Source organism: Mycobacterium hubeiense, from assembly GCF_002838065.1.
GTDB lineage: Bacteria > Actinomycetota > Actinomycetes > Mycobacteriales > Mycobacteriaceae > Mycobacterium > Mycobacterium hubeiense.
Window position 1 is genome coordinate 265,820 of sequence record NZ_PIZU01000001.1, and the last position, 16,111, is coordinate 281,930.

Here is a 16,111-nt window from a genome sequence, read left to right on the forward strand (position 1 = left end):
ACTGAGGTTAAGGCCCGTCCAGCGCCGCCCTCATCGCTTCTTTGGGCGCGGGCAATCCGGTGAACTGCTCCACCTGAGCGAACGCCTGATGCAACAACATCTCCAGCCCGCTGATCACCCGGCCGCCGGCCGCTTCGACCGCTGCGGCCAGCGGCGTCGGCCACGGGTCATAGATCGCGTCGAGCAGCAGCGGCGTCACCGCCAGCGCCTGCGCATACGGGGCGGCCGCGTCCGCCGGGATGGTGCTGACCATCACGTCGACGTCCGTCAGCTCGACGCCCTCGATATCGCACCAGCACGCCTCGATGTCCGCACCGGCCGCGAGGGCCACCAGCGGCGCGGCCTTGTCGGGATTGCGCGCAACGACAGTAATCCGTTGCACACCAAGCTCGGACAGACCGACCACCACCGCCGGGGCGGTGCCGCCCGAACCCACCACCACCGCGTGTCCCGTCGCGGATCCCAACGCGCCGATCACGCCGTCGGTGTCGGTGTTGTCTGCCCGCCAGCCGGTCGCCGTCCGGACCAGCGTGTTGGCCGAGCCCACCAGATCCGCGCGTGAGGTGCGCACGTCGGCGAATCGCAACGCCGCGAATTTGCCGGGCATGGTGACCGAGACGCCCACCCATTCCGGGCCGAAACCGCCTACCAGACCGGGCAATTGCTCGGCCGTGCACTCGATGCGCTCATAAGTCCAGTCGTGAAGCCCTAACGCGCGGTACGCGGCCAGGTGCAACTGGGGCGAGCGGGAATGCGCGATGGGCGACCCGAGAACGGCGGCTTTTCTACCGTGCGCTACCCGATTGCGCTCTTCGCTGGCGCTCATCGCGCGGAGTCGAGGACACCGTTGTTCTGAGCCAGTTGGATATTCGCGAGGTGCTCGTTGAAGTCCCGGGTGAACAGCGTCGTGCCCTGCATGTCGATGGTGACGAAGTACAGCCAGTCCCCCTGCGCCGGGTGCTCGGCGGCCGCCAGCGCCTCCGCGCCGGGTGAACCGATCGGGGTGGCCGGAAGTCCCTCGCGGACATAGGTGTTCCACGGTGTCGCTTGGGCACGGTCCGCGTCGGTGGTGGCCACCTCGATGCGATCCAGCGGATAGTTCACCGTCGAATCGAACTCCAGCTTGGGGTACTCGACCAGCCGGTTGTAGATGACGCGTGCGACCTTCGCGAAGTCTTGCGGCAGCGCCTCTCGCTGCACCAGCGAAGCCACCGTGAGAATCTCGTAGGGCGACATGTTCAGCGTCTTCGCCGTCTCCAGCAGGCCGCCTTCCTCATATTGCTTCACGCTGTCGGCGATCAACCGGGACAGGATGTCCTGCGCGGACGCGGAGGGGTCGATGTTCCACGTACCCGGTGCGATCAACCCTTCCAGCCGGCGGTGGTCGTCGCCCATCGCCTCGACTTGTTCTGCGGCCCAGTCCGGCACGGACAACGCGGACAGCTCGGCGGTACGCGCTATCTCACGCAGCTCGTCGGCATCTACACAGCGACGTTCGCCGTTGAGGTTCACGCACGACGCGCGGGAGATCAAGGTGAAGATGCCCTCGGTCACCGCATTGGTCCTGACGTCGGCGACGTCGTCGAGCTGGCGTCCCTCCGCAATCACCAGCTTGCCCACCCGGTTCTGCGGATCGGCCAGTTGCTCAACGGCATTCGAGGCGGAAATCTCGGTGCGGACTTTATAGAAACCGGGCTGAATCGACGAGATCGCAGAATTGCCCGCCGCCGCCGCGACGAATGCCTCACTCGTCGCCACCACATTGTGGTCCTCCAGCGTCTGGCCGATCGCTGTCGTGGAATCGCCGTCGTGAATCTGGATCACCACGTCGTCCACGCCGCCGCCGGCGTAATCGTCGACGCCGCCAAACATGTTGTGCCACAACCTGGAGCCCACAAAGATCGCGCCGACGACCACCACGATGAGCGCGGCCAGCGAGAACCCCCGAACCATGCGACGCCTGCGCCGCCGTCGGGCCTCCCGGTTCTTCTCGGCGCGGCTCGTTGCGCGCCGCGGCGACCCCACCGCCACAGGCTGTGCGCGATCGGTACCCCAGTCGTCAACCATCGCCGCCCTCTCCGGGCGCGGCCATCACCGCGCGCCGCTGGTCCAGCCAGCCTTGCAAAATCCCCACGGCGGCTACTTGGTCGATCATCGTCCGCTGACTCTTAGCGCGAACTCCGGCCTCGCGCAACGACCGCTGCGCCGTCACAGTAGTCAGCCGTTCATCGGCGAGGCGCACGGGGACGGGCGCGACACGCCGGGCGAGTGCGTCCGCCAGGTCGATCGCGTCGCGGGCGGACGGGCCGGTGCGATCGGCCAGCGTACGGGGCAGGCCCACCACCACTTCCACCACCGCGAGCTCGTCGACCAAGCTGGCCAGCCGGCGCAGATGCCCGCCCGACCGATCCCGCCGCACGGTTTCCACCGGCGTGGCCAAGATGCCGTCGGGGTCACTGGTGGCCACCCCGATGCGGACGCTGCCCACGTCGATGCCCAGCCGTCGTCCGCGCCCGGGATCGGGTGGCGTCAAGAAACGCCCGGGTCGATCCGGCAGGCGATCATCGGTGTAGGTCAAAGCTAACTCCGGCCCAGTTCTGCGCGCAGCGCGGCCAATGCCGCGTCGATGCCCCCCGCCCCCTTACCGGAACCTTGCGCCAGATCGGCCTTGCCGCCCCCGCGGCCGTTCACCGCTACGCCCACCGTTTTGACCAACTCGTTGGCGCGCAAGCCGAGGTCCTGTGCGGCCGGGTTGACCGCCACGACGAAAGGCACGGTATCGTTCTCGCCCTCGGCGAGCAACGCGACCACGGCCGGGTCGCTACCGAGCTTGCCGCGAATGTCGGCGACGAGCGTGCGCAGATCCGCCGCCGACATCCCGCCGGCCATCCGCTGCGCCACGAGTCGGACCTTACCGATGATCTCGGCGCCTGCGACGGCATTTGCCGCGGCTGCTCGCGCGTTGGCGAGCCGCATCTTGTCGAGTTCCTTCTCGGCGACCTTGAGGCGCTCCACCAACTGGGCCACCCGGGCGGGCACCTCGTCGGACGGCACCTTCAGCGACGACGCCAGTCCGGCCAGCAGCGCGCGCTCCCTGGCCAGGTGGCGGAACGAGTCCAACCCGACGTAGGCCTCGACGCGCCGCACGCCCGACCCCACCGACGACTCGCCCAGGATGGTGACCGGACCGATCTGCGCCGAACTGCGCACGTGTGTACCGCCGCACAGCTCCAGTGAGAACGGGCCCCCGATTTCGACCACCCGCACCTCGTCGGGATAACTCTCGCCGAACAGCGCCATCGCGCCCATCGCCTTGGCCTTGTCGAGTTCGGTGGTGAAGCTGTGCACCTCGTAGTCGGCCTCGACGGCTTCGTTGGTGACCTCTTCGATGTCGGTGCGCTGGCTTTCCGATAACGCGCCCTGCCAGTTGAAGTCGAACCGCAGATACCCTGGCCGGTTGAGCGATCCGGCCTGAACGGCGTTGGGCCCCAGCACTTGCCGCAGTGCGGCGTGCACCATGTGGGTGCCGGAATGGCCCTGCGTCGCGCCGTGGCGCCACCGTGGGTCGACGGCGGCGACGACGGTGTCGCCCTCCACGAACTCGCCCGACTCGACGTTGACCCGGTGCGCCCACAGTGTTTTGGCGATCTTCTGCACATCGGTGACGGCGGCCTTGGCGGCGACCGACGCACCGGTCCCGACGATGGTGCCCTCGTCGGCGATCTGTCCGCCCGACTCGGCATAGAACGGGGTGCGGTCCAGGATCAGCTCGACACGATCCGGCGACGGGCCGCCGTTGTGGCTCACCACCGGCACCCTGTGACCATCGACGAAGATACCGAGAATCTTTGCCTCGGAAGTCAATTCGTCGAAACCGGTGAACTCTGTCGGGGCGGTGTCGACGAGTTCGCGGTAGGCCGACAGATCCGTGTGCGCCTGCTTGCGCGCCGCGGCGTCGGCTTTGGCCCGCTGTCGCTGTTCGGCCATCAGATGCCGGAAGCCCTCTTCGTCGACACTTAGCCCTGCCTCGGCGGCCATCTCCAGCGTGAGCTCGAGCGGGAAGCCGTAGGTGTCGTGCAGCGTGAACGCGTCGGAGCCCGACAGCACCGTGGTGCCAGCGGCTTTCGTCGCGCGCGCAGCGTCTTCGAACAACCGCGATCCGGAGGTCAACGTGCGGTTGAACGCGGTCTCCTCGGCGACCGCGATGCGTTGAATACGGTCGAAATCGTTGACCAGCTCCGGATACGACGGACCCATCGCGTCACGCACCGTGCTCATCAGTTCGCCGACGATCGGGACATCGATACCCAGCAGCTTGGCCGACCGGATGACGCGACGCAGCAACCGGCGCAGCACATAACCGCGGCCGTCGTTGCCGGGGCTGACGCCGTCGCCGATCAGGATCGCCGCGGTTCGGCTGTGATCGGCGATGACCCGGTAACGGACGTCGTCGTCGTGGTTTCCCACGTCGTATCCGCGCGGGGCGAACCGTGCCGTGGTGTCGATGATCGGCCGCAGCAGGTCGGTTTCGTAGACGTTGTGCACACCTTGCAGCAGGAATGCCACCCGCTCGACACCCATTCCGGTGTCAATGTTCTTGCGCGGCAGCGGGCCGAGGATTTCGAAGTCCTCCTTCGACGTACCCTCGCCACGCTCGTTCTGCATGAAGACGAGGTTCCAGATCTCGAGGTAGCGCTCCTCATTGACGATGGGCCCGCCCTCGACACCGAACTCAGGGCCGCGGTCGTAATAGATTTCGGAGCAAGGACCGCACGGGCCGGGGATGCCCATCGACCAGTAATTGTCGGCCATTCCACGACGTTGGATGCGCTCGGGCGGCAGCCCGGCTACCTCCTGCCAGAGCTCTGCAGCCTCGTCGTCGTCCAGATAGACAGTGGCCCAAAGCCTTTCGGGATCCATCCCGAAGCCGCCGTCGTCGATGGACGTCGTCAGCAGCGTCCACGCCAGCTCGATGGCGCCGCGCTTGAAATAGTCGCCGAACGAGAAGTTGCCCGCCATCTGGAAGAAGGTGTTGTGCCGGGTGGTGACACCCACCTCGTCGATATCCGGAGTGCGGATGCACTTCTGGATGCTGGTGGCCGTCTTGTACGGCGGCGTGCGTTGGCCGAGGAAGTACGGCACGAACTGCACCATGCCGGCGTTGACGAACAGCAGGTTGGGGTCATCGAGGATCACCGAGGCGCTGGGCACCTCGGTATGACCCGCCTTCACGAAATGATCGAGGAAGCGCTTCCTGATCTCGTGTGTCTGCACTGGCTGCTGTCCTTAATGTTTGTTCCGTCGCGAATAATCGACCGCACTACAGTACCGGTTGCCGTCCGTCAGCCGGTGATGAAGCTGAGGCGCACCGACCGTTGCGGGTTGTCTCGGTTGAGGTCCACCAGCACGATGCTCTGCCAGGTGCCCAGCAACGGTTCGCCCGCCGCGACGGGCACCGTCACCGACGGTGAGACCAAGGCCGGCAGCACGTGGTCGGCGCCGTGGCCGGGCGAACCGTGGGCGTGCCGGTAGCGATCGTCGCGGGGAAGCAACCGCTCCAACGTATCCACCAGATCGTCGTCGGACCCGGCGCCCGTTTCGATGATCGCCACCCCCGCCGTGGCGTGTGGAACGAACACGTTGCACAGCCCGTCGCGGTGGCCCGCGCAGAAGGACCGCACCGCGTCGGTCAGGTCGACGATCCGGCGGCGGGAGGTGTCCACATCCAGCACATCAGATTCCATATTTCCAGCGTACGAGGGCAGCTTGAGGGCATTGCCTCAGGCAACGCAGCGGAGGACCCTTAGGAGTGACCGGTGGCGCCACCGGGGCGCTGCCCCGAACAAAAGGGGGTGGGTCGTGTACGCACGCTCTACCACTATTACTGCGCAGCCGGAGTCGATCGACGCCGGAATTGCGTTTGTTCGCGATGAGGTCATGCCCGCCCTGCAGGCGATGGATGGGTGTGTCGGCATGTCACTGCTCGTCGACCGGGAGTCTGGCCGCTGCATCGCCACCAGCGCCTGGGAGACCGAGGACGCCAGAGCCGCCAGTTTGGAGCGGGTGAAGCCGCTTCGGGACCGGGCCGTGGAGATGTTCGGCGGAGGTAGCGCGACCGTCGAGGACTGGGAGATCACCGCGCTGCACCGCGACCATCCCACCCACGACGTGGCCTGCGCGCGGGCCACGTGGGTGCAGACCGACCCGGCCAACGTCGACGCCGGCATCGAGTACTACAAGAGCTCGGTCATCCACGACCTGGAGGGCCTCGAGGGCTTCTGCAGCGCCAGCCTGCTGACCAACCGGGCTACCGGGCGTTCGGTGTCCACCGTGACGTTTGACAGCCGCGAGGCGATGGAACGCAACCGGGAGCAGGCGAACCAGCTCAAGGCCGCCAAGATCACCGAGTTCGGCGCGGTCGAAGAAGTCGACGAGTGCGAGTTCGAGCTGGCGCTGGCTCATCTGCGGGTCCCCGAGTTGGCCTGACGGATCTCAGCGCGGGATGAGCGGCTCCTCCGCCCGCGCCTTGATCTGTTGCACCACCCACGCGTTGCCGTCGGGGTCGGCGAACTCAAACAGGGTGCCGCCGTCGCGTTGGTCGATGACGTTGATGTCGCCGACCGCGACGCCGCGCGCGGCCAGTACGTCGTGCGCCCGGTAGGCGTCGGCCACCACCAGTTGCAGACCCTTGAGCGACCCCGGCGGCATCGACCGGCCACCGGGCTGGTCACCCACGACGATCGAGCAGCCCGACCCCGGCGGCGTCAACTGCGCGAACCGCATGCCCGGCGCCTGGGTGTCGTGGTCGAGGTGGAAGCCGAGTTGATCGCGGTAGAAGGCGATGGCCCGGTCGATGTCGCTGACCGGGACCACCACCACCTCGAGCGTCCAATCCATCGTCACAGCGTCTTCAGCAGCGCGTCGAGCTTCTCGTAACCCTCGGTCATGCCGCCCTCCATACCCGAGGACAGCAGCGCGTCGCGGGCCTCGACGCTCGGGCAGATGGACCGGCCGCGGAGTCGGCTGCGTCCGTCGCCGAGGTCCTCGAACCACATGTACTCGATGTTGACCTGGTCGGGTGCGCCCTCGAATTCGAAGGTCTGCAGGATCAATTCGTTCTCGCGCACCGTGTGGAACACGCCGTTGAACCGGTATTCGCCGCTCTCGTCGGTGTGCGAGTAGCGATATCCGCCGTGGCTCTTGAAGTCCCACTCTTCGATCGTCATCTCCAGGCCGTGCGGACCCAACCATTGCTTGATCAGATCCGGCTCGGCGTGCGCGCGGAACAGCGCCTCCACGGGCGCGTCGAATTCCCGGGTGAACTCCATCGCCAGGGTGTCGACGGGGGCGTTGAGATCCAGTGCGTTGGTCATTCTTCGCTTCCTTTCTCGGTGTTCATCGCCGCAAGCAGGGCATCCAGCCGGCGGTAATTGCGTTCGGCGTCGAGCCGATACCGGTCGATCCAGGCGGTCAGCCGCTCCAGTGCGGCCGCGTCCAGATGAACCGGGCGGCGCTGAGCGTCGCGGGTCCGGGTGACCAGACCCGATTGCTCGAGCACCTGAATGTGTTTGGACACAGCTTGTTTGGTGATGTCGAACGGCTCGGCCAGCTCGTTGACAGTGGCTGGGCCCCGCGACAGGCGCGCCACGATGGCGCGCCGGACGGGGTCCGCCAGCGCCATGAAGGCGCGATCCAGCCGAGCTTCGGCATCTCCCTCACTCCCCAATAGTCAACCTTTTCATTGATCAATCTGTTGGTTGATTGCCAAGCTAAGGGATGGTTCGCCGGGTGTCAAGGAGCAATCTCTTCGGGTTTCGTCGAGGCTGTAGATGTTTCGTCGAGGCTGTAGATATCGAGACGTTGTTCGAGTGCATACCCCGACAACTACAGCTTCGCGACAGCGCGGCCTTCATTGAAATGTTTGCTCTGCGGGAGGAGGCTGGGTAGATCCGGTGGCGCCACCGGGGCGCTGCCCCGACACGAAGAGGTGGGGATCGTGTACGCGCGCTCTACGACTATCGATGCCAAGCCGGAGTCCATCGATGCCGGAATCGCCTACGTCCGTGACGAAGTCATGCCGGCTTTAGCGCAAATGGACGGCTACGTCGGCCTATCGCTGTTGGTCGACAGGGAGTCCGGCCACTGCATCGCCACCAGCGCCTGGGAAACCGAGGAGGCGTTGCGCATCAGCACCGAGAAGGCTGCACCGCTTCGGGAGCGGGCCGCGGAGATCTTCGGCGGCACCCCGACGATCGATTCATGGGAACTCGCGGTGCTGCACCGTGACCACCCGTCGAGTGAGGGCGCTTGCGTGCGGGCTACCTGGCTAAAGCTGCCACCGGATCAGGCCGACCGCGCCGTCGAGTTCTATCGGACGTCGGTCTTGCCGTCGCTAGAGAACTTGGAGGGTTTCTCCAGCGCCAGCCTGCTTGTCAACCGCTCATCGGGGCGTGGCGTGTCGTCGACGACGTTCGACAGCCGCGACGCCATGGAGCGCAACCGCGAACACGCGCGAGAACTGAGAAATGCACGGACCCGGGAATTGGGCGCTGACGTGATCGACGTTGGCGAATTCGAGCTGGCGATCGCGCACCTGCGGGTACCTGAGATGGTGTGACCCTCAGGCTTTGTCGCGCTTGCGGCGGATGATGGCCCGCAACTTTTCCAGCCGGCTCGCGATCTCGCGTTCGGCTCCGCGGCCCGTCGGCTGGTAGTAGTCGACGCCGACCAGCTCGTCGGGTGGATACTGTTGGGCCACAACGCCGTCGGGGTGGTCGTGCGAATACTTGTAGCCCACGGCATTGCCCAGTTTGGTCGCGCGGGAGTAATGCCCGTCGCGCAGATGCGGCGGCACCAGCCCCGCCTTGCCGTCGCGGATGTCGTTCATCGCCTTCCCCAGCGCCGTCGTCACCGCATTCGATTTCGGTGCGGTGGCCAGGTGCACGGTGGCGTGTGCGAGGGTCAGCTGGGCTTCGGGCATTCCGATCAATTGGACCGTCTGCGCGGCGGCGACCGCGGTCTGCAGCGCGGTCGGGTCGGCCATGCCGATGTCCTCGCTGGCAAGGATCATCAGCCGGCGCGCCACGAACCGCGGGTCCTCCCCCGCCACCAGCATCCGGGCCAGGTAGTGCAGGGCGGCGTCGACGTCGGACCCGCGGATCGACTTGATGAACGCGCTGATGACGTCGTAATGCTGATCCCCGTCGCGGTCATAGCGCACCGCGGCCTTGTCCAGCGACTGCTCGATCGCTTCGACCGTCACCTCGTCACCCGCTTCGGCGGCAACCTCCAGCGCGGTGAGCGCTCGACGGGCATCACCCGCCGAGAGCTGCACCAGCAGCTCGACGGCGTCGTCGCTGACCTGGACCTGCCCACCCAGGCCGCGCGGATCGTCGATGGCCCGTTTGACGACGGTGCGGACGTCGTCTGGCCTCAGCGGTTGCAGCGCCAGGATCAGCGAGCGCGACAGCAGCGGTGCCACCACGGAGAACGATGGATTTTCGGTGGTGGCCGCGACCAGCAGCACCACCCGGTTCTCCACCGCGGACAGCAGCGCGTCCTGCTGCGTCTTGGAGAACCGGTGCACCTCGTCGATGAACAACACGGTCTGCTCGCCGTGGGCCGCCGCTCGCCTGGCGGTGTCGATGACGGCGCGGACCTCCTTGACACCGGCCGACAGCGCCGAGAGCGCCTCGAATCGCCGGCCCGTCGCCTGCGAGATCAACGACGCCAGCGTCGTCTTACCGGTGCCGGGTGGCCCGTAGAGGATCACCGACGCAGCCCCGGCGCCCTCGACGAGCCGCCGCAGCGGTGACCCCGGCGCCAGCAGGTGGTCCTGCCCGACGACCTCGTCGAGCGTGGCCGGGCGCATCCGCACCGCCAGCGGAGCCGGCGTCCCGCTGCGGTCGGTCAGCCCGGACGCGCCGGGCAGGTCGAACAGACCTTCGGACACGCTTCAGGCATACCACGCGGCGGCGACATCTCCCGCGCGAGCCGTCAGGTTTGCGTGACGAAGTCGATCAGCTCCTCGACCCGGCCGATGAGCGCCGGCTCGAGGTCGTTCCAGTCGCGGACCCGCCCGCGGATCCGCTGCCACGCCTGCGCGATGTCGGCTTGCGTGGCGTGCGGCCAGCCCAGTGCCTGACAGACGCCGTGCTTCCACTGGGTGTGCCGCGGCACGATCGGCCAGGCCTGCAGGCCGACGCGGGCCGGCTTGACCGCCTGCCAGATGTCGACATACGGATGTCCGACGACGAGCGTGTGCGCGCCGCCCGGCCCGCGTCGCACCGCATCGGCGATGCGGGCCTCCTTCGACCCGGCGACGAGATGGTCGACGAGCACTCCGAGCCGCCGGCCGGGTCCGGGCCGGAACTGCTCGACGATGCAGACAAGGTCGTCGACCCCGCCGAGGTGCTCCACGACGACGCCCTCGGCCCTCAGGTCGTCGCCCCACACCTGCTCGACGAGCTCGGCGTCGTGGCGCCCCTCGACGTAGATGCGGCTGGCGAGCGCCACCCGGGCACGCGTCGCGGGCACCGCCACCGAGCCCGACGCCGTGCGTGTCGCGGTGCGTGCCGGACGCTGCGGCGCGGTGAGGATCACCGGCCGGCCGTCGATCAGGTAGCCCGGCCCCAGCGGGAACGAGCGGATCCGGCCGTTGCGGTCCTCGAGGTCGATGCGGCTCTTCTCGATGCGAACCACAGCGCCCACGAAGCCGCTCTGCGCGTCCTCCACGACCATCCCGGTATCCACCGGCTGTTCGGTGGAGCGAACCTTCCGCGTGTTGTGCGGATTGTTGGCGAGTACGTCTGTCCCATAGCGATCAGCCACCGCCCGATCGTAGGGTCACACCCGTGCTGCTCAATCGCGACACGGCGGAAGGCATTGCGAACGGTGACATAACGATCGTCTTGCGGCGCTGGGACGCCCCGCGCGTGAAAGCCGGTGGCACACAGCGCACCCCGGCAGGCACGATTCGCATCGACGACGTCACCGAATACCCCGGCAGTTACCGGGTCACCGCCGCGCAAGCCCGCGCGGCCGGATATCCGGACGCCAAGACCGCGCAGGCCGACCTAAATCGTCGCCCGGCCCGGCACACCTACGTGATCACAGTGTCCTATGTCGGCCCCGACGAGCGCCCGGTATTGGCCGCCGACGACCGGCTTTCCGACGCCGACGTGGAGGCGATCACCGCCCGGTTGACTCGCTGGGATGCCGCAACGTCGCCGTGGACGCGTGAGTACCTGGAAATGATCGGCGATAACGAGGCGGTCCGCGCACCCGACTTGGCCTTCCGCGTCGGGCTGGATGTGCCCCGGTTCAAGCGGCGGGTACGCCAGCTCAAGGGGCTGGGTCTGACCATCAGCCTCGACGTCGGTTATCGGCTGTCGCCGCGCGGCCGCGCGTATCTGCAACGCGCTACTTCTGCGGAGTGATTTCGTCGACGATGGTGTGGATGAACCGCATCTTCTCCAACACCGCAGGCGGCAGCACGAACGGGTACAGGTCGTCGCGGCCCATCGAGCGGTTGACCATGTTCAGCCCCCACGCCAAGGGCAACCACAGCTCTATTATCGTGTCAAACCCGCTGGACCCCAACACCGTTCGTTCGCACATCGCGCCCGCGGGGGCAAAACCGAACGCCGCGGCGGTGTCCAGCGTGTCCCGGATGTGCAGGTAGTGCGCGAAGGTTTCGGCCCAATCCTCGCTGGCATGCATGGTCGCGTAGGAGGACACGTAGCGGTCGTCCCACCCGGGCGGCGCGCCGTGCTCGTAGTGTCGGTCCAGCGCGGCCTGGTAGTCGGCATCGGGATCGCCGAACAGTTCGCGGAACCGCTGCGAATACTCCTGCGACGGACTCACCAGCCGGTAGAAGTAGTAGTGCCCAATCTCGTGCCGGAAGTGTCCGAGCAGGGTTCGGTACGGCTCGTCCATCTCGATGCGCAGGCGTGTGCGGTGCACGTCGTCGCCCTCGGCCAGATCAAGTGTGATGACACCGTTTTGGTGTCCGGTGAACACTTTGTGGTCCGCGCTGGACAGCAGGTCGAACGCAAGGCCGTACGCCGGATCTTCGTCGCGTCCGATGATCGGCAGCTTGAGCTCGTATAGCTGGGCGATCAACCGACGCTTGGCCTTCTCCGCGGCAGCGAACGCCGGCAACGCCATGGCGTCGTTGTCGTTCGGACGGGTGCGAGTCAGCGCGCACGAGATGCACAGTTTGGGCACCGGACCGGTTTCGACCAGCCAATTACATTCGGCCAGATGAAGATTGGCGCACAACCGATACCGACGCGAATCAACCACGCCGGGATGTTCGCCCTGATCCGCAGGCGCGATCACCAGCAGCGCCATGTCCTTGAGTGAAAACCCCAGAGCGCTACCGCAATTGAGGCACAGCGAGTTCTCGAAGGCCAGGCGCTGCCCGCACTTCGGACAGCTGAAGTCACGCATTGACCACCCCGGACTCGTAGGGCACCACGTCGACCGCAACGTCGATCATGCTGCTCTTCGAGTCGGTGTAGATGATGCCCCGCAGCGGCGGGACATCCGCATAGTCACGACCGAACCCGACCACGATGTAACGCTCATCGACCATCTGAGCATTGGTGGGGTCCAGACCCAGCCACTGGTTCTGCGGCGTCCACACCGACGCCCACGCGTGCGTGGCATCGATGCCGATCATGCGTTCCTTGCCGGGCGGCGGGTCCGTCGCCAGGTAGCCCGAAACATAGCTTGCCGCAAGACCGTTCGCGCGCAGACAGGCGATCGCCAACCGGGCGAAGTCCTGACACACGCCTTCCCGCGCCGCCAGCACGTCGTCGACCTTCGTCGACACCGTCGTGGAACCGGACCGGTAGGTGAAATCGTCGAAGATGCGGGTGTTCAGATCGGACAACACCTCGATGAGCGGACGCTCCGGCACAAAGCTCGGCGCGGCGTATTCGCGTACCGCGTCGGTGATCTCGGGCGGCTGCAGATCGAGCGTGAATTCGATGGCCAACGCCGCGTCGACGCCGACCGGTCGCGAGATCTCCCACGGCGCCACCGCCGACCCTCCGCCGTAGAGCTCCGGCGGCGGTGGATCCACCTCGACGACCGACCGACTGGTGATGCTGAGGGTGTCGTGGCGTTCGGTGACGTGAAAATACGAACTGAGGTTGCCATAGGCGTCGCGACTGGTGGACCGATCCGACGGCTCCGGGTCGATCAGCAGCTCGTGCGACAGGCAGCGCTGCGTCGCCGCGTCGCGCGGAGTCAAGAACCCGCGGCCGTAGGAACTCGTCACGACGTCGGAGTAGTGGTAGACGGTGCGATGCACGATCTGGTAGCAGCGCGTCACGGCATGACCCGGCGCACGTCGGGACCCCACAGCGGCTGCATACCGCCGGGCAGCGACAGATGGGTCGCGGTGATGACGTCGGACAGGCCGCGCAGGTCGGCCTGCATCCTGTCGAGCAAATCGGACAACCGCGTCCGTTTACCGTCCGCAGCAACGGTTTCCAGATCCGCGGGGTCGACGCGGCGCAACCGCGTGGCGATTTCGTCGACCAGCCGCTCGGGTCGCGACGAACCCGAGGACCCCGGCAGCGCCTTGAGGTCTGCGCGCAGCTGCTCGATCTGGTACACCAGCGAGCGCGGGTTCTCGGCGTCGAACAGCACCAGGTCCGCCACGGCAGCCACACTAACCTTGCCCAAGGTCCGCCGCCGGTAGACGACCGAGGACTCGCAGGCCACCAGAGCCGATTCGGTGATCGTTTGCTCGGCGCCCGGGCTTCGGACCGTCGTCAACGTCGCACGCAGCAGCGCCGTCAGCGCAAGCCCGCGTTCGATGCGCTTACCGGCGTCCATCATCGTCCAGCTGGCGTCGTGCACCATCGACTCGGCCGCCACCCCGGACAGCGCCAGCATCCCCGCCAGCGTCAGGTTGCTCGCGGAGGTGAGGTAGTCGTCGCTCTCGGTCTGCGACGGCGGCACGTGCAGCAGCGTGCGCTCCACGGCCGCCAAGACCATCCAGGTGTCGTTGGACATCTGGTCGCGCACGGCGCGGGCGGCCAAGCCGAGCCGCTCGACCGATTGGGCCAGCGAGCCCGGACGATGCCGATCGGTGGTCAACAACCACAGCGTCGACTGGGCCGTCGCGACCATTTCCGCGTAGTCCGCGCCGGCTCCGGTGTCGGTGCCGGTGACTTCGCCGAGTGCGGCCAGCAACACGGGCACACACTCGCTGCCCGGCATCTCGCGGCGGTAGCGGAATTCGTGGTAGCGCTCGCGAGTGACGGTGAGCAGCCGCGCCATGTTCTCGGCGCGTTCGGCGTAGCGGCCGATCCAGAACATGTCGTCCAGCACGCGTGGCGAGCTGACGGCGCGCGTCGGGCTGGGGGTGATCGCGGGTAGTTCGGCCGGGATGGTCGGGATCTCCTCGACCGTTGCCCGCGCCGGTGTGCGTACCCAAATATCTTTGGCAGCAATGGTATTCAACTTGTAGGCGGCGTGCCCGGACGCCAAGATGTAACCCAACCCGCCGATCATCGGGGCATAGCCGCTGCGCTGTGACACGGTGAACAATCGCATGCCGACGTTCGCGGCCGACAACCCGCCCGGGTAGTAGTCGGTCGGCGCCGACGAGAACTGCGGCAGCTCCTGGCCCACCCACTGCCACGGCGCGGCCTCGATGCGGGCCGTCAACGCCTCCCGCTGCGCCGCCGACAGGGCGGCCCCGACGATCGGCTCGCCGCCCGTGACGGCCTTGATCAGCAACGACCCCAGGTTGGCCAGAAGGTGCGAGCGCTCGGTGCTGATACCGCCCCAGTACAGCGGTGCCGTCGGGAGCATCGGTGTCTCGCCGAGCAGCTTCTCGGCCAGCTCCGGCAGAAAGCGAAGCAGCCCAGGGCTTTCCAGCACACCGCTGCCCAACGTGTTGACCACCGTCACCGCGCCGCGGCGCAACACCTCGACCAGGCCGACCACACCGAGCCGGGAATCGGCGCGCAGATCCAGCGGATCGGCGTAGTCCGCGTCCAACCGGCGCAGCACCACGTCGACCCGCTTGAGCGTGCCCAGCGAGCGCATCCACAGTTTGCCGTCGCGCACCACCAAGTCGGCGCTCTCCACCAGCGGGAAGCCCAGCACGCTGGCCAGATAGGCCTGGTCGAACGCCGTTTCGGAATAGATGCCGGGACTGAGCACCACCACGACGGGCTCCTCGGCCGATTCCGGCGCCACGTCGATCAACGCCAACCGCAGCGCCTGCGCCCAGGGTGAGGCGGGCCGCGGGCCGATCTGCTCGTACAGCTCGGGCACGGCGTGCGCCAGCACCCGCCGGTCGGCCAGCGCATACCCGGCACCCGACGGCGCCTGGGTCCAGTCCGCGTTGACGACGAAACCCCCATCGGCGGTGCGGCTGATGTCGCAGCCGTGCAGGAACAGCTGATGACGGCCGGGCACCTCGATACCGCATGCGGCGCGCACGTAACCCGGATGGGCGAACAGCAGTTGCGCGGGCAGCACTCCGCTTGTCACCGAAACCCGCGGNGCCGGGCACCTCGATACCGCATGCGGCGCGCACGTAACCCGGATGGGCGAACAGCAGTTGCGCGGGCAGCACTCCGCTTGTCACCGAAACCCGCGGCCCATACAGGTCGGTGAGAATCGCGTCGAGCAGCCGCGAGCGTTGCACCAGACCCGATTCCAGCGTGTCCCAATCCGACGCCGAGAGCAGCAGGGGCAATGCGTCGAGGTGCCAGGGTCCGGGCTCGGCCGTGACGTCTCCGTTGGTGGCCGCTTGACCGAGAACCGAGCCGTTGTGGTCGACCTGGACGTAGGTGATGCCGTCGTTGTCGACGAGGCTGCGCACAACCCCGCGCAGCCGGTCCAGCCCGTCGCGGCCGCGTTCACGGACGTAGTCGGCGAGCTCCTGCCAGGCCGGCCGTACTTCGCCTGCGGCGTCGATGAATTCGTCGTACCCCGCGCTCGCGCCGCCGCGCAGGTCGAACAGCGCCTGCTGGGCCCGGGCGGCGCGGTACCCGGCCAGCAGATCGACGTCGCGACCGTTCGTAGGAAGAACCATCAACCCAGAACGGTAATCACTGGTCCCGCGTCGTACATGCCC

15 protein-coding genes and 1 pseudogene are annotated in these 16,111 nt (G+C 67.2%); 3 read left to right on the forward strand and 13 right to left on the reverse strand.

Annotated elements, in window-relative coordinates:
* Positions 1-7: 7 nt before the first annotated feature.
* From CWS39_RS01235 to CWS39_RS01255, 5 genes are all read right to left on the reverse strand, one after another.
* On the reverse strand, positions 8-826 hold the full coding sequence (locus tag CWS39_RS01235; RefSeq protein ID WP_102141074.1) for a shikimate dehydrogenase: 819 nt from the start codon (positions 824-826) through the stop codon (positions 8-10).
* The gene (gene mltG, locus CWS39_RS01240) at positions 823-2,067 is read right to left on the reverse strand and encodes an endolytic transglycosylase MltG (protein ID WP_102141075.1); all 1,245 of its coding nucleotides are present in this window, start codon (positions 2,065-2,067) and stop codon (positions 823-825) included. Before mltG ends, CWS39_RS01235 begins: the two co-directional genes overlap by 4 nt.
* Entirely contained in the window at positions 2,060-2,578 is a 519-nt protein-coding gene (ruvX, locus tag CWS39_RS01245; RefSeq protein ID WP_102141076.1) for a Holliday junction resolvase RuvX, read from the reverse strand. Before ruvX ends, mltG begins: the two co-directional genes overlap by 8 nt.
* A 2-nt stretch (positions 2,579-2,580) precedes the next feature.
* Positions 2,581-5,274, reverse strand: a complete 2,694-nt coding sequence (gene alaS / locus CWS39_RS01250; protein ID WP_102141077.1) for an alanine--tRNA ligase — start codon at positions 5,272-5,274, stop codon at positions 2,581-2,583.
* 68 nt (positions 5,275-5,342) lie between these two features.
* Complete coding sequence (locus CWS39_RS01255; RefSeq protein ID WP_199177914.1) at positions 5,343-5,732, reverse strand: secondary thiamine-phosphate synthase enzyme YjbQ; 390 nt, start codon at positions 5,730-5,732, stop codon at positions 5,343-5,345.
* A gap of 127 nt (positions 5,733-5,859) precedes the next feature.
* Between CWS39_RS01255 and CWS39_RS01260 the strand changes: the two genes are divergently transcribed.
* On the forward strand, positions 5,860-6,486 hold the full coding sequence (locus CWS39_RS01260; protein ID WP_102141079.1) for an antibiotic biosynthesis monooxygenase: 627 nt from the start codon (positions 5,860-5,862) through the stop codon (positions 6,484-6,486).
* Positions 6,487-6,492: 6 nt separating this feature from the next.
* On the opposite strand, the gene CWS39_RS01265 is transcribed toward CWS39_RS01260, so the two are convergent.
* Genes CWS39_RS01265 through CWS39_RS01275 form a run of 3 tightly spaced genes read right to left on the reverse strand, consistent with a single transcriptional unit; the run spans position 6,493 to position 7,681 of the window.
* Positions 6,493-6,897 (reverse strand): VOC family protein, encoded by a 405-nt coding sequence (locus tag CWS39_RS01265; protein ID WP_102141080.1) that lies wholly within the window; start codon positions 6,895-6,897, stop codon positions 6,493-6,495.
* A 2-nt stretch (positions 6,898-6,899) separates the two neighbouring features.
* A complete protein-coding gene (locus tag CWS39_RS01270) occupies positions 6,900-7,373 on the reverse strand; it encodes an SRPBCC family protein (protein WP_102141081.1) in 474 nt (157 codons plus the stop codon).
* On the reverse strand, positions 7,370-7,681 hold the full coding sequence (locus tag CWS39_RS01275) for an ArsR/SmtB family transcription factor (protein ID WP_102141172.1): 312 nt from the start codon (positions 7,679-7,681) through the stop codon (positions 7,370-7,372). Before CWS39_RS01275 ends, CWS39_RS01270 begins: the two co-directional genes overlap by 4 nt.
* Positions 7,682-7,996: 315 nt before the next feature.
* Here CWS39_RS01275 and CWS39_RS01280 point away from each other — a divergent pair, with 315 nt between their 5' ends.
* The gene (locus CWS39_RS01280; RefSeq protein WP_199177900.1) at positions 7,997-8,617 is read left to right on the forward strand and encodes an antibiotic biosynthesis monooxygenase; all 621 of its coding nucleotides are present in this window, start codon (positions 7,997-7,999) and stop codon (positions 8,615-8,617) included.
* Between the two features lie 3 nt (positions 8,618-8,620).
* Here the strand turns inward: CWS39_RS01280 and CWS39_RS01285 are convergent, their stop codons facing one another.
* Positions 8,621-9,952, reverse strand: a complete 1,332-nt coding sequence (locus CWS39_RS01285) for a replication-associated recombination protein A (RefSeq protein WP_102141082.1) — start codon at positions 9,950-9,952, stop codon at positions 8,621-8,623.
* A gap of 44 nt (positions 9,953-9,996) precedes the next feature.
* A complete protein-coding gene (locus CWS39_RS01290) occupies positions 9,997-10,830 on the reverse strand; it encodes a DUF3097 domain-containing protein (RefSeq protein WP_102141083.1) in 834 nt (277 codons plus the stop codon).
* Between the two features lie 23 nt (positions 10,831-10,853).
* On the opposite strand from CWS39_RS01290, the gene CWS39_RS01295 reads away from it, so the two are divergent.
* Positions 10,854-11,438, forward strand: coding sequence for a hypothetical protein (locus CWS39_RS01295; protein ID WP_102141084.1), 585 nt, complete (start codon positions 10,854-10,856; stop codon positions 11,436-11,438).
* On the opposite strand, the gene CWS39_RS01300 is transcribed toward CWS39_RS01295, so the two are convergent.
* The 3 genes and pseudogenes from CWS39_RS01300 to CWS39_RS01310 all read right to left on the reverse strand — a co-directional run bounded on the left by CWS39_RS01300 (position 11,422) and on the right by CWS39_RS01310 (position 16,069).
* The gene (locus tag CWS39_RS01300) at positions 11,422-12,453 is read right to left on the reverse strand and encodes a zinc-binding metallopeptidase family protein (protein WP_102141085.1); all 1,032 of its coding nucleotides are present in this window, start codon (positions 12,451-12,453) and stop codon (positions 11,422-11,424) included. The two genes, CWS39_RS01295 and CWS39_RS01300, sit on opposite strands and share 17 nt — an antisense overlap.
* Positions 12,446-13,372, reverse strand: a complete 927-nt coding sequence (locus CWS39_RS01305; protein ID WP_102141086.1) for a transglutaminase family protein — start codon at positions 13,370-13,372, stop codon at positions 12,446-12,448. The genes CWS39_RS01300 and CWS39_RS01305 overlap by 8 nt, the downstream gene beginning before the upstream one ends.
* Positions 13,339-16,069 (reverse strand): annotated as a pseudogene (locus CWS39_RS01310) (circularly permuted type 2 ATP-grasp protein). Before CWS39_RS01310 ends, CWS39_RS01305 begins: the two are co-directional and overlap by 34 nt.
* Positions 16,070-16,111 lie beyond the last annotated feature (42 nt).